This window comes from Spirillospora sp. NPDC052269 (genome assembly GCF_040679435.1).
Taxonomy (GTDB): domain Bacteria; phylum Actinomycetota; class Actinomycetes; order Streptosporangiales; family Streptosporangiaceae; genus Spirillospora.
Map to the genome: position 1 here is coordinate 1 of NZ_JBFAUU010000021.1, position 14,203 is coordinate 14,203.

General features: G+C 73.2%; 8 protein-coding genes and 1 pseudogene. 3 read left to right on the forward strand and 6 right to left on the reverse strand.

The features are described from left to right. A pseudogene (locus AB0L06_RS35680) lies at positions 1 to 198 on the forward strand (3-deoxy-7-phosphoheptulonate synthase); the annotation flags it as partial. A gap of 71 nt (positions 199 to 269) precedes the next feature. Here AB0L06_RS35680 and AB0L06_RS35685 read toward each other — a convergent pair. The 4 genes from AB0L06_RS35685 to AB0L06_RS35700 form a co-directional block, all read right to left on the reverse strand. After that, positions 270 to 1,370 carry an alpha-hydroxy acid oxidase gene (locus AB0L06_RS35685; protein WP_500235597.1) on the reverse strand — a complete coding sequence of 367 codons (1,101 nt, stop codon included), beginning with the start codon at positions 1,368 to 1,370 and terminating at the stop codon, positions 270 to 272. Then, positions 1,357 to 2,460, reverse strand: a complete 1,104-nt coding sequence (gene hppD / locus AB0L06_RS35690) for a 4-hydroxyphenylpyruvate dioxygenase (RefSeq protein ID WP_500235598.1) — start codon at positions 2,458 to 2,460, stop codon at positions 1,357 to 1,359. The genes AB0L06_RS35685 and hppD overlap by 14 nt, the downstream gene beginning before the upstream one ends. Before the next feature lie 221 nt (positions 2,461 to 2,681). Next, a complete protein-coding gene (locus tag AB0L06_RS35695; protein ID WP_500235599.1) occupies positions 2,682 to 4,175 on the reverse strand; it encodes a tryptophan 7-halogenase in 1,494 nt (497 codons plus the stop codon). Positions 4,176 to 4,484: 309 nt separating this feature from the next. Then, positions 4,485 to 7,328 (reverse strand): AAA family ATPase, encoded by a 2,844-nt coding sequence (locus AB0L06_RS35700; RefSeq protein WP_500235600.1) that lies wholly within the window; start codon positions 7,326 to 7,328, stop codon positions 4,485 to 4,487. 604 nt (positions 7,329 to 7,932) lie between these two features. On the opposite strand from AB0L06_RS35700, the gene AB0L06_RS35705 reads away from it, so the two are divergent. Further along, positions 7,933 to 10,839, forward strand: a complete 2,907-nt coding sequence (locus AB0L06_RS35705; RefSeq protein WP_500235716.1) for a helix-turn-helix transcriptional regulator — start codon at positions 7,933 to 7,935, stop codon at positions 10,837 to 10,839. Positions 10,840 to 10,985: 146 nt separating this feature from the next. After that, the gene (locus tag AB0L06_RS35710) at positions 10,986 to 12,410 is read left to right on the forward strand and encodes a cation:proton antiporter (protein ID WP_500235601.1); all 1,425 of its coding nucleotides are present in this window, start codon (positions 10,986 to 10,988) and stop codon (positions 12,408 to 12,410) included. A gap of 78 nt (positions 12,411 to 12,488) precedes the next feature. On the opposite strand, the gene AB0L06_RS35715 is transcribed toward AB0L06_RS35710, so the two are convergent. Further along, positions 12,489 to 13,460, reverse strand: a complete 972-nt coding sequence (locus tag AB0L06_RS35715) for a ParB/RepB/Spo0J family partition protein (protein ID WP_500235602.1) — start codon at positions 13,458 to 13,460, stop codon at positions 12,489 to 12,491. Positions 13,461 to 13,919: 459 nt separating this feature from the next. Next, positions 13,920 to 14,141 (reverse strand): MbtH family protein, encoded by a 222-nt coding sequence (locus AB0L06_RS35720; protein ID WP_500235603.1) that lies wholly within the window; start codon positions 14,139 to 14,141, stop codon positions 13,920 to 13,922. Between the last annotated feature and the right edge of the window lie 62 nt (positions 14,142 to 14,203).

Sequence of the window (14,203 nt, forward strand, 5' to 3'; positions counted from 1 at the left end):
CCCCTCACCCGCGCCGCCATCGCCATCGGCGCCGACGGCGTCATCATCGACGTCCACCCCCACCCGGAGACCGCCCTCTGCGACGGCCCGCAGGCGTTGACCGAGGCCGACCTCCACGAGCTCGCGAGCATCACCGCGGTGATGGCCCCGCTCGTCGGCCGGGCGCTCACCCGCCCCGCACGGGCCATCGCCGTGTGACCTGTCGAACGCACGGAAACGCGTCCCGGGCCTGCGGTGGCCCGGGACGCGTCTTGCGTGCCCGCGTGGTGTCAGGCGGTACCCATGAGGACGGTCGCCAGGTCGTGCGCCTGCTCGACCGTGGCGCAGCCCGCCAGTCCCAGCGCGTCCCGGAACTCCTCGGCCAGGGTGTCGAGCACTCCGTGGACGCCGTCCTCCCCGTCGACGGCCAGCCCCCAGAGCACCGGGCGTCCGACCAGGGCGCCGGACGCGCCGAGGGCCAGCGCCTTCAGAAGATCAGGGCCGGTGCGCACGCCGCCGTCCAGCAGGACCTCGCAGTGCCCTTCGACGGCCGCCGCGACCTGGGGAAGGACCATCGCCCCCGGGGCCGCGCCGTCGAGCTGGCGTCCGCCGTGGTTGGAGACGATGACCGCGTCCGCGCCGAGGTCGGCCGCACGCCGCGCGTCCCGGGGGTCCAGGACCCCCTTGAGCACGACCGGCAGGGCGGTGGCGGCGCGCAGCGTCTCCAGGGTGCGCCAGGTCAGGGCCGCCGAGAACGTCCCGGCGGTGTGCGCGGCGACCGCCGACGTGCCCGGCGCGGGACGGTGCGCCGCCGAACCCGTGTCCAGTTCCAGGTGCGCCGCCCGCACGTGGTCGGGAAGCGCGAACCCGTTGCGGACGTCCCTGGCGCGGCGGCCCATCCACGGGACGTCGGCGGTGAGGACCACGGCACGGCAGCCCGCGTCCTCGGCGCGTCTCACCAGGTCCAGCGTCCTGCGTTCGTCGTTCAGCCAGTAGAGCTGGAACCAGACCTCGCCGCCGACCGCGGTGACCTCCTCCACCGGCACGCTGCTGAGGGTGCCGAGGGTGAACGGGACACCGGCGGTCTTGGCGGCGCGGGCCGTCGCCAGTTCGCCGTCCGGGTGGAAGAGCCGGTGGTAGGCCACCGGCGCGACCGCCAGCGGGATTCGGGCGGGCCTCCCGAGGAGCGTGGTCCCGGTCGCGCACCGCGACACGTCCCGCATCACCCTCGGCTGGAGGAACACCCTGTCCAGGAACTCCCGGTTGGCCCGCAGCGCGAGTTCCCGGCCGCTGCCGCCCGCGGCGAAGTCCCACACGTCGCGGGGCAGGACGCGGGCGGCGGCGTGCTCCAGCTCGGCCACCGGGTCCGGCGGCCGGTCAGCCGGCTCCACCCCGGCCCGTCCTGTCGCTCTCGAGGGCCTCGTACAGCGCCTTGATGTTCGCGGCGCGGAAGGTCCTTGTGCCCTGCCGTTCGATGATCTCGTAGAAGATGGTGCGGCGGGGGTGCGCGGACACGGTGAAGATCTGGAACAGCTGCCCGTCGTGGTCCTCGTCCGCGAGCAGGTTCGCGGCGCGGAGGTCGGCCGGCGTGTGGCGCCTGGGCGTGACCCGCTCGCCCAGCCTGTCGTAGTAGGCGTCCGGGGTGCTGAGGAAGGTGACGCCGCGGCTCTCCAGAGCGTGGACCGCCCTCACCGAGTCGTCGGTGGCGAAGGCGAGGTGCTGGACGCCGGGCCCCTGGTGTCCCTTGAGGAAGTCGTCGATCTGGCCGGGCTGGGCCCCGTACTCCGGTTCCAGCAGGGTCAGCGTGACGCTGCCGGACAGGCTCTGCGAGACCTTGGAGTTCATCGCCTGGGTCCCCACGGCGATCTTCTCCTCGAAGATGAAGTCGAACCCGAGGGTCCTGCGGTAGTACTCGACCGTCGGGTCCAGCTGGCCGTTCTCCACGCAGACGGCGATGTGGTCGATCTTCTGGAGGCCCACGCCCGCGGCGGGCCGCCGGGCCGGTTCGAGGACGGGGACGAAGCCGGCGGGCAGCCCGGTCCCGGTCGCGGCCGCCCGGTCCACCAGCGTGTGCGCGACGTCGCCGAAACCTCCGATCGTCGCGGTCGCGGTGGGGGCGCCGCCGCCCACGTGACGGGCCGGTTCGCGGACCGCGGCGGCGCCGGCGGAGACCGCCGACCGGTAGACGCCCGCGACGTCGGCGGTGCACAGCGCGATGTCGGCGACGCCGTCACCGTGGGCCGCCACGTAGGCGGCGGCGGGGTGGCGGTCGGAGGTGGCCATGGTCAGCACCAGGCTGATGCCGCCCTGCCGCAGCGCCAGGCTGCGGTGCTCGGTGGACCCGCCGGTCCCGACCACGGTGAAGCCGTAGCCGTCGACCCACGAGAACGCTGCCGCGTCCAGGTCCTCGACGTACATCTCGACGTAGTCGAGCTGCACGTCGGCGGCGGGATGTGCGGTGGTTTCTGCCTTCTCAGTCATGACACCGATCCGGTTGTCGGAAGGGACGGTCGGAAGGAGCGAGTCCCGGCGCCTCCTGCCGCGTCCGGAGGACCGGTGCGGGGCGGGAGCGGGCGGGAGCAAGCGGGAGCGGGGCATGGCGCGGGGGCATGGCGGGGCCTGGCGGGGGGCTGGCGGGGGCTGGCGGGGGGCTGGCGGGGGGCTGGAGCGAAGGGTGGCGGGCAGCGGTCTCGGAGGCGGGCTCAGACCTCGGACGGGGGACGCCAGTACAGGCCGTCCGCGGAGGCGACCAGGCCGCCGGGGAGCATGGGCGCCTCCTGCTCGGCGTCCTCGCCGAGCAGGGCGCGCGTCTGCTCCTGGGCGCCCTGCGCCATGGCCTGGCGGACGACCGAGGACTTGAACAGCGGGACCATGCTCTTCTCGCCGCCCTCGACGAGATCGTCCACCGCGTCGGCGAACTCCGACGAACGCGACCTGAAGCGCTGGGCGGCCGACTCGGCGCCGTTGAGGTCGAACTCCGTCGCGGACAACCCTCCGACGAGTTCGACGAAGGACTCCAGTTCGGTGTGGGTGTTCTTGGTGACCTTCTTCGCCGACCAGAAGTACGACGACTCGTCCACGTGCATGTCATAGAACGACATCAGGAATTCGTAGAAGACGCTGTACTCGCGGCGGTAGCGGGTCTCGAACTCGGTGAAGGCGGCCTTCTCGTCCACCAGTCCTTCCAGGACGCTGTTGATGGAGCGGGCGGCGAGCAGGGCGCTGTAGGTCGAGAGGTGGACCCCGGACGAGAAGACCGGGTCCACGAAACACGCGGTGTCGCCCACGAGCACCATTCCCGGCTTCCAGAAAACGGTGTTGTGGTACGAGTAGTCCTTGCGCACCCGCAGCTGTCCGTACTGCCCTTCGGTGACGCGGGTGGCGTCGGCGAGCATGTCCCGGACCAGGTCGCACTCCTCGATCAGGGAGTCCAGTGCCTTCTCCCGGTCGCCCTGGATGCGGGAGGCGTCCTCGCGGCGCACGACGGCGCCGACGCTGGTGAGGGTGTCGCTCAGCGGGATGTACCAGAACCAGCCGCTCTTGAACGCCGCCGACAGGATGTTGCCCGAGTTGGGCGCGGGCAGGCGCTTGCCGTTCTCGAAGTAGCCGAACAGCGCGAGGCTGCGGAAGAACTCCGAGTACTCGCGCGTGCCGCCGACGCGCTTGTAGAGGTGACCGGTGTTGCCGGAGGCGTCCACCACCCAGGTCGCCGAGACCTCGCGGCGCTCGCCCTCGGGGTCGGTGTAGCGGACGCCGCGGATGCGGTCGTCCTCCTCGAGCACATCGTTGACCGTGCACCGCTCCCGGACCTCGACCCCCTTCTCCCTGGCGTTGTCGAGCAGGATCTTGTCGAACTTCGACCGCTCCACCTGGTAGGCGAAGGACGTGGCGCTCGCGGTCTTCTGCGAGACCGAGAACGCGAACGTCCACGGCTCGGGGTTGGCGCCCCAGCGCAGGGTGCCGCCCTGCTTGTGGGTGAAGCCCGCCTCGGCGAGCCGTTCGGTCACCCCGAGGAGGCGGCAGACGCCGTGCACGGTGGAGGGCAGCAGGGATTCGCCGATCTGGTAGCGCGGGAACGCCTCCTTCTCCAGGAGGAGGACGCTGTGCCCCCGCATCGCCACCAGGGTCGCCAGGGTCGATCCTCCCGGCCCGCCCCCAACGACGACGACGTCGAACTCCTCGCGATTTCCTGCCATTCTGGTCACCCTCCCGTTGGGGTCGAAATGCCGCTGAGCGGCACACCATGGCAGGATCATGCGCCCACCGGACGGGCGTCCAACAGAGAGCCGTTCGACCGCACATAGCCGATCGTTTTACGACGACTTCAGAACCGGGTCCAAATGTTCATTTCCAACACTTGGACAAGGCTTCCACATGAGAAAGTGGGCCGATCTCGAACACGCACGCCCGTGTCGGGACACGCGTGTTCGGCACGTGGGTGTTCGGCATGTGCGGCCGAGGACCGGCGGGCCGGGGGCCGGGAACCGGCGGGCGAACCCGGAAGGTCACGCCGGGCATTCCTCGCCCGGCATGGTCAGCCTCAGCGGCAGGTCCGTCCTGCGGGTGATGCTGAGTTTCCGGTAGACGCGGGTGAGGTGCTGTTCCACCGTGCTCATGGTGACGTGCAGCACGCGGGCGATCTGTCGGTTGGTATAGCCGTTGGCGGCGTACTCGGCGACCCGCCGCTCGGCGTCGCTCAGCTCGGCGAGCAGGTCGTGGGACGGCGCCCCGCCGGGCACCGGGGCGAGCACGCCGTCGCCCTGCGTCCGGCGGACGCCGCCGGCGCCGCACTCGGCGAACAGCAGCTCTGCCCGCCGCCGCAGCGCCCTGGCGGTCCCGGCGCGTCCGGTGGCGAGGTAGGCGTCGCTCAGCGCGGCGAGCGCACCGGCCCGCTCCAGCCGGTCGCCGCCCTGCTCCAGCAGGCGGATCGCCTCGGTCAGCGGGCCCGGCCGTTCCTCCACCGCGAGCGACAGGGCGAGCACGCGGAGCGTGATGCCGCGCGTCCGCGCGCCGCCGTGCGCCAGGCGGGCGAGCTGCTGCTCGGCGGCGTCGCGGGCGGCCCCCGGCTCGCCGAGGAGCAGGTGAGCCTCCGCGGAGTCGGTCCGCCACGGCACGATGCTCGGCAGGTCCATGCCCCAGTGCGTCATCAGCTCGCCGCACGCCCGGAACTCCGCCAGCGCGGCCCGGGGGCTGCCCACGGCGAGGTGGTACCGCCCCCGGGCCCGCAGGTACGGCAGCACCGCCGGGGTGTCCCACATGGCCGGCGGCACCGGCAGGTTCAGCACCCGCTGCGCCTCGTCCTGGACGCCCAGTCCGGTGAGCGCGCCGAGCAGGGTGGCGAGCGGGAACCCGACCGCCACTCCCCAGGCCACGAGCGGGAGGAGGTCGAGGGCCTCGGAGGCCCGCCGCTCGGCCTCCACCAGCTCACCGCGGCGCAGGTGGATCTCCGCGCGCAGGGACGCCACCAGCGCGGCGGCGACGGGCGAGCGGATCAGGGCGGTCTTGTCGCCGGCGTCGCACCACCACTCGACGACCCCGGGCTCGTCCACGTGCAGGAGCGCCTCGAGGACCGCGAAGGACGCCAGGGGCATCGGCGCCGAGCCCGGATCCTGGAGGACGGTGCCCGCCTCGGCGAGCATCCGGTCGCGGCGGCGCGGCTCCAGCCGGCCGTCGGGCACGCCGCCGGTGAGCAGGCGGCGCACGACTGTGACGGCCGCCTGGGACCCGTTCCCGTCCGACGGCCCCTCCTGGGCACCGGACGGGAACGGGTCCCGTCCCACCAGGCCGGGGTAGGCGTCGGGCAGCCACCAGTACCGGCCGATGTCCGGGCCTTCACCCCCGGACGCCTCGGCCGGTACCCGGGCGTCGGCGGGGAACGGCTCGGCGACCAGGTTCAGCGCCTCCTCGGAACGCCCGAGCCAGAACAGCAGGCCGACGACGAAGGCCGTGCGCTCCTGATCGGGCACCGCGTGGAAGTGCAGGGACCGGATGAGCTCTGGCAGGTGCCGTGCCGCGACGGCCGGGTCCATCCGGCACTCCGCGCGTGCCAGAGCGAACCGGACGGCGTGCCGGGCCCCGTCGCCGGCCTCCCGCAGCGCCAGCCGAAGCTGGTCGACCGCCCTGGTGAAATGGCCCTGGGACAGGTTGTGGTCCGCCCCGTCGCACAGGGCCTGGACGCCCCACGGGCCGTCCACCCGATCGGCCGCCACCAGCCGGTCCGCCACGACCGGCGCCGGAGCGCCCCGGCTGTAGAGCACGTCCGCCGCCCGGTGCAGCAGTTCGCTCCGCTCACCCGCGGCCAGGCTTCGCAGCACGGCGGTGTCGACGGCCTCGTGGCAGAGTCCGGACGCGCCGAGCAGGCCGATCGAGGCGAGCCTCTCCCGGTGCTCCCCGGTGGACTCGGCGTCGAGCCGCAGAAGCTCTCCGGCCAAGGCGAGGGGCGACAGTGTCGCCGGCCGGACGTCGTCGGCGCCGGGGACGTCGCCGGACCGGTCCCCCAGGGCCGCGAGGCCGACGGCGAACCGGCCGAGGTCGTACTGCTGGAGGCAGTACAGCACGGCCTGCCGGAAGGCGCCGCCGAACACCGGGGACTCGGAGTCGTCGGCCGCCACGGGCTGGTCTTCCACCAGCGCGCTCACCAGGAGGGGGTTTCCGCCGGTCGCCTGATACGCCTCCGCTCCGACCCGGCGCGCCGCGTTCTGCCCGACCCGGCCCGCGAGGACGGTCTCCACGCCCTGCCGGGACAGCGGGTTGAGACGCAGGCGGCGCGCTCCCGGAAGGCGCAGCAGGTCGGCGCGGATCGAGGAGGCGTCGCGGCCGGTGCGGGGGCAGCCGGTGGCCACCAGCAGCACGCGGACGGACCGGACCCGGCGGGCCAGGTACATCAGCAACTGCCGGGACAGCTCGTCGACGTGCTGGACGTCGTCGAGGCCGATCACGACCGGGGCTCTTTCCGCGAGCCCCAGCAGGACGTCGCTCAGCCCGCCGAGGACGAGCGGCGGCAGCGACACGGGCTCCTCCAACGGTGAGCCCGAGCCGTGCGCCATGGCGGTGAGCGCGCCGTCGCGCAACAGCCTGCCCGCGCGGGCCCTCTCGTCCGCCGACAGGGCCCGCTCCTCGAAGAGCTGGCCGGCCGAGCCGAGCGGCATGTTACGTTCCAAGGCCGATGCGGAGGCGCCGACGAACACCGCGCCCGAGGCGGCGGCGCGCTCGGCGAAGGCGTGCAGCAACGCGGTCTTGCCGGCGCCGGGCGGCCCCTCGATCAGCACGACCGATCCGCTTCCCCGCCGGCCGGCGTCGAGCATGTCCTCCAGCGCGCGAAGTTCCCTCGAACGTTCGACCATCCCCATGCGCGGTTCCGCTCCCTGTGCCGTCACCCCAGCCCGGCGGCCCCCTCCGCCATGGGCTCACGGCCACAGACCGGGCTCCGCACGCCCTCCGTGCCACGACTCTCGCACCCGGAACCGGACAGAGCAATCAACACTGAGTCAGAACGCCGATCCTTGTGGTAACGCGACAAAACATGACCTGCGTCTTCGCCGTCCGGTCTCGGCACCTGGCCGCATCCAGCCACAACGGGCGGCGGGTGGAGCACCTCCACTCCCTTCGGCCGGCCTCCGGAAACGACGGGAAAGGCGGCCGACTTCTGCCGGGAAGCGTTCACCGAACCCGCTATCGGGGCCTCCGCCGGTACCGCCCTCCCAGCTGTGACGGCCCCGTTTAACTGAATCTAACGACCCCCGTGTTCTACTCACCACGTCGGCCAGGAGGCCCGCGTCCCCGGAGAAGGCAGAGGTCACAAGCATGCCGGAGGCACCCGCCGCGATCCGTGCCCCGCGACCGCAGGGCCGGTCGGCCGAGGCGGGGAGGCCGACTCCGGCGAGGGCCCGGGCACCTCGGACTCCTTGGCCGCCCAAGGAAATTCCGGGCGTCCGGAGGCGTGCGTGCATGACCATGGTCGAGCGAGAGTCCGAACTGGCGGCACTATGGCACGACCTCGAAAAGGCCCTTGACGGACAGGGTCGGGTCGTTATCATCGACGGCCCCGCGGCGACGGGAAAGACGACTCTTCTCCGCGCATTCGCCGAACGTGCGGCCGCTTCCGGCGCGCGTGTTCTGGAAGCCGCGGGGACATCGGCGGAACAAGGCGTCGCGCTCGGGGTCCTCCGGCGACTCGTCCGCGGGATCGACGCTCCGGCCGACATGTCCCCGGAGGCGCTGTGGCTTCTGGAGGACGGCCTGCTCGGCCCCCTCCTCGCCTCCGGCGGCCTGGGTGAGGAAGGCGAGGCCGGCCCGCCGGACGCCTCCGGCGGGGCAGCGCCGTTCGGCACCACCATGGCGCGCGAACTGGCCGCCGTTCTCCTCCGCCACGCCGAGACACGGCCCCTGGTGCTCCTGGTGGACGACGCCCACATCGTCGACGACGTCTCGCTGCGCTGGCTGGTCCATCTGGCCCACCGGCTGCGGGCCGCGCGGATCACCCTCGTCCTCGCCGGGATCCCGGCGGCGGCCCCCTGCCCTCCGCACCTCCGGGAGCTGCTCGGTCGCCCGTACTGCCGACGTCTCCGCCTCGCCCCGCTGTCGCGGACCGGTCAGGAACGGCTGCTCGCCCAGCGGGTCGACGCGGAGACGGCCGTCCGGCTGGCCGTCCACTGCGACGAGCTCACCGGCGGCAACCCGCTGCTGGTCGAGGCGCTGCTGAAGGACAGCGACGACACGCTGCGCGGCGGCGGAGAGCTGACGGCGGACACGGCGTTCGCCCAGGCGGTCGTGCACCTTCTGCGGCGCGCGGGCTCCGCGGCGTCCAGGGTCGCGGAGGTCATGGCCGTGCTCTCCGGACCCGGGACCCCCGCGTTCGGAACTCACGCACTCGCGGCCAAGGTCCTGGAGTGGGACCCGGCGAGACTCGACGAACCCGCCGAACGCCTGCGCGGGGCGGGGCTGCTCACCGGGGAGGGATTCCGGGGTCCGGCGATCCCCGCGCTCGTCCTCGAATCGATGCCGACGGAGGATCTGGCCGAGCTGCACCGGCGCGCCGCCCTGCTGCTGTACGCGGAGGGCGCGCCCGCGCAGGTGGTGGCCCGGCACCTGGTCACGGCCAACAAGGCGACGCGACCGTGGTCCGGGGAGGTGCTGCTGACGGCCGCCGAGCAGGCCATGGCCACGGGCGACTCCCGGTTCGCCGTCGCCTGCCTCCGGCTGGCCCGCCGGGGCGACGTCCATCCGCGCGAGCGGGTCCGGGTCGCCGAGATGCTCGCCGCGATCGAGTGGCGCACCGACCCCGCCGTCGCGGCGCGCCTGCTCCCCGAACTCGACACCGCCTTCGGGGCCGGGCTGCTCACCGAGCGCGGCGCTCTCTCACTGTCTCGCTACCTGGCCTGGACGGGCCGGACGGGCGCCGCGGCGGACATGGTCGCCCGGACCCGCCCGGCCGGTCTGATCCCCGGTAGGCAGGTCCGCGGACGGCTCGTCCGGGAGGCGGCGGCGACGCGGCTGCTGTTGACGACCGTGTTCCCGGACGTCGCGGGCCGGCCGCCGGGAGGTCCCGTGGAAGGCCGCGCCGAGGGACGGTCCGGCGGGCTCCCGCCGGACCCTGACCTCGAGATCGCGGGTTCGGCCGCGAGCGGACAGCTGCGCGCGGCGGCGGCCCTGGCCACGGCGCTCTCGGCCGGCGCCCACGACGTCCCCGGCCTCGACCCCGTCACCGTCGCGCAGGAAGTGCTGGCCGGGGCGCGGCCGCCCACGTGGTCGTTCGAACACGTCGTCGCGGCCCTGGCCACACTCGTGTACGCCGAGCGTCCGGTCCTCGCCGCCGACTGGTGCGACACCCTGCTCGAGCAGGAGGCCGGGAGGTGCGCCGCCGCGGAGCGCGCGGCGCTCGAGGTGGTCCGCGCCGTGGCCGCGATGCGCACGGGCGACCTCACGACGGCCGACCGCCGCGCCCGGGCGGCGCTGGCGTGGACGTCCCCCGCCGGGTGGGGCGTGACCATCGGCCTGCCGATCTCGGTCACCGTGCTGGCCACCACGGCGGCGGGCCGGCTGGAGGAGGCGGCGACCCACCTGGGCATCGCGGTCCCCGCGGCGATGTTCGAGACTCTGGCCGGGCTGCACTACCTGCACGCGCGCGGACGCCACCACCTCGCGGCCGGCCGTCCGGAGGCGGCCCTCGCCGACTTCCTGGCCTGCGGCGATCGCATGACGCGCTGGGGCTGCGACGTACCCGGACTCGTCCCGTGGCGGGTCGAGGCCGCCTGGTCCCTGCTGACGCTCGGCAACCGGGACGGAGCCGCCGCCCTGGTGCGGCGGCAGCTCGCGCGGATCGGTCCCGGCCCGTCCCGGACCCGGGGCGCCTGCCTGCGGATCCTGGCGTCCGGTGCGGGCGCGGCCCACCGGCCCGCCCTGCTGACCGAGGCCGTCCGGGTGCTGGAACAGGGGGACGACCAATGCGAGCTGGCACTGGCGCTGGGTGAACTCGGTCAGGCCCGGGAGGCCACCGGCCGGCACCGGGAGGCGCGCGCCACCAGGGACGTCGCCCGGCGGCTCGGCAGGCAGAGCGGGCTCACGTCGACGCCGGCCGCGCCGGACAGGACGCACGGCGGACCGGACCGGGAGCCGGGCGACACCTGGACGAGCCGGCCCGGCTCCGGCGGCGCCGGTGAGGGGCCGTCGCTGACCGAGGCCGAGCGGAAGGTCGCCGAGCTCGCCGCCGAGGGCGGGACCAACCGCCGGATCGCCGAGACCCTCGGCGTCACGGTGAGCACGGTCGAGCAGCATCTGACGCGGGTGTACCGCAAGCTCGGCGTCGCCCGCCGGTCCGAATTGGGGAGTCGGCTGCGGCCCGCCTCACCCGACGACCGCTGACGTCCAACCGCCGGACGGAGCCGAGATTGGACGATTTCCCGCCGGCGGAGCGATTCGTATAGTTGGCCGAGCGGATCGCGGAATTCGCGATCCCTCACTCTCCCCGCACGTCGCCGTGGGCTTTTTCACGCTCTGCCGGAGGGCCGATGCTGCTTGCCGCCGATTTCGCCGCAGGTCCCGTGCCACCGATTCCGTCCCCTCAGCTTCTCGTCTTCCTCGTCCAGATCGGAGCGTTGCTTCTGGCGGCCTTTCTGCTCGGCCGCCTGGGCATGCGTTTCGGAATGCCCGCCATTGTGGGTGAGTTGTGCGCGGGAGTGCTGCTCGGCCCTTCGGTGCTGGAGCGGATCGCGCCCGGGCTGAGCGGATGGCTGCTGCCGCGCGATCCGGCGCGGTTCCACATTCTCGACGCGACCGCCCAGCTCGGTGTGCTGCTCCTGGTCGCGCTCACCGGCATGCACATGGACCTGTCGCTGATGCGCAGGCGCGGCACGACCGCGCTGCGGATCAGCGTGGGCGGCCTGCTGATCCCGCTGGCACTCGGTGTCGGCGTCGGCTTCCTGCTGCCCGGCTCGCTGGTCCCCGGCACGGCCGAGCGCCCGACCTTCGCCCTGTTCCTCGGGATCGCGATGGCGGTCAGCGCGATCCCCGTCATCGCCAAGACCCTGATGGACCTGCGGCTCGTCCACCGCAACATCGGGCAGCTCACGCTGAGCGCGGTGATGGTGGACGACATCGTCGGCTGGCTGCTGCTGTCGGTGGTCTCGGCGATGGCCACCACCGGGATCCGCGCCTCCCACCTCACGGTGTCGCTGCTGTGGCCGCTGGTCGTGGTCGTCGCGGCCGTCGCCCTGCGGAGGCCCGTCGCCTGGACGCTGCGCGCGGCCGGACGGGCCGAGGGTCCCGGCACGACGGTCACCGTGGTGGTGCTGCTGGTGCTCGCGGCGTCGGCCGCCACCCAGGCCATGAAGCTGGAGGCGGTGTTCGGAGCGTTCGTGGCGGGGCTGGTCATCACCGGGACCGGCGCGCTGGACCGGGACCGGATCCGGCCGTTGCAGACGATCGTGATGGCCGTCCTCGCGCCGCTGTTCTTCGCCACCGCGGGGCTGCGCATGGACCTCGGCGCGCTGACCCGGCCGACCGTCCTGCTGACCGGCCTCGGCGTGCTCGCCATCGCGGTGGTCGGCAAGTTCGCCGGCGCCTACCTGGGCGCCCGGCTCAGCGGGCTGGACCACTGGGAGGGCCTCGCCCTCGGGGCGGGCATGAACGCGCGCGGCGTCATCGAGGTCATCATCGCGATGGTGGGTCTCCGTCTCGGCGTGCTGAGCCCGGAGATGTACACCATCGTCATCCTCGTGGCGATCGTGACCTCGCTGATGGCCCCGCCCGTCCTGCGCGTGACGATGGCGCGGGTCGAGCACACCGCCGAGGAGCGGCTGCGCGCCCGGGAGCTCGGGGACACGAGCGGCATACCCGACGGCATCACGGCCGACGGAGTGAAGGCCAACGGCGTCACGGCTGGGGACATCCCGTCCGAGGACGTGAGCGCCGGCCGGTCTCCCGTCGTGGACTGACGTCGGCGCCCGCTGGGGCCCCGACGCCATGTGCCCGCCCGGTGAGAATCCGGGCGGGCACATGGCGTTGGGGCCGGGTCAGCTGATCTCCGCCATCTGGGTCTCCACCCGGACGGCCAGTTCGGACCACTTGTCCGAACACGCGCGGGCGAGCTCGGCGACGATCGGCCCGCAGTGGGGCGGCACGCCGTTGACGATCCGGTTCCACTGCTCTGGACGCAGCATGTGCAGGCCGAGCAGCCGCAGCAGGTCCCGGCCGGCCTCGCTGAACCGCAGCGCCGGATCCGACCTGAGCCGGTCGACGATCATGAGCGGGTCCGGCGCGGCGGGTCGCTCGATGGGCACCGGCCGCGCCGGGACGTCGTTCTGGCGCGTCCCGGACCCGCCGCTCCGGCGTGGCGCGGGCACCGGATCCTCGCCGCGGGCCAGCCGGTTCCGGACGTCCCGGACGGTCTCGGGCGAGATCCCCGCCAACCGGGCGACCTGCCGGAGCGACAGCGCGGGGTTCTCGGTGATGAGCTCCCCGGCCCGCCGCCGCCCGGCGGCGCTGCTGATCGGCCGTACCCGGCCGTCCTGGCCGACCCGGACGTCCTCGGACCCGCTCACTCCCGTGATCCGGCGGCGCAGCTCGGCGAGGGTGGCGGGCGCGAGCCCGGTCACCGACGCGATCATGCGGTCCGACCAGTGCGGGTGCGTGCCGATGATCCGGGCGGCGGCCCGCTTGCGGTCGGCCAGGCTGAGCGGCAGTCCGTGCGCGATGTTCGCCTTGACCGCCACCACGAAGGCGTCGGCCTCGTCGCCCTCGAAGTAGCGGACCTCGATGGAGTCCTCGCCGCGCAGCCGCGCGGCCTTGAGCCGGTGCAGTCCGTCGATGACGCGCATGGTCGCGCGGTGCACGATGATCGGCGGCAGTCCCGCACCCGCCGCGGCGAGCGTCTCGACGTGCTCCTCGTTCTCCCCCGCGTCACGGGGCGAGTCCGCGGCGAGCAGGGCGCTCACCGGAACCCGGATCACCTGGTCCGCGATCCGTCCCTGTCCAAGGTCTGGCATCAAGTCCACTCCTCATGTTCCCGAGCCACTCCGAGCCCCGGCGACCAGGGCCGCGACCGGTCGTGGTCCCGGCCCGCCGCCGGCCGGAGAGGAGGCCGTGTGGGCCCCTCCCCCCGTCCGCCGAACACCCGCGCGCCCCGGTCCGCGGATTCGCCGCGCCCCTCACCGGCCGCCCACCGGGAGAAACGCAACAATTGCGTTCGACTTAAATTTGACGCTAACAGCACCCCTATTCGACCTACACCCCTACGTTTCCCCTAACCCATCCCCTAGGGGCGCCATGGAAAGGAGCAAGGGCGCTGACCTGGGAATATGAGAATTCATTTAATAAACTTTCCGGTCACCGGCGGGAGATCGCGACACCCCGAGGCGAACGCGCACACCACCCCACCCCTGAACGCGCGAAGGCCGCGACGCATTAGCGTCGCGGCCTTCGCGCGTCAGGGTCGCGCGGTGTCGTCAGGTCGTTTCGTACTGACGCATCTCCTCGACCAGGCTGAGGGGTCGCATGTCGGTCCAGTTCTCCTCGATGAAGTCAAGGCACTCCTGCCGGCCGGCCTCGCCGTGGACGATCCTCCACCCTTCCGGGACGTCGGCGAACACCGGCCACAGCGAGTACTGGCCCTCGTCATTGACGAGCGCGTAGTACCGGCCGTCCTCGTTCTCGAACGGATTGGTCATGGCGATTCCTTCCTGCCGGTTTTGCGCATTGCGATGAGCGTACGAAAACGTTGGGCAAGGCG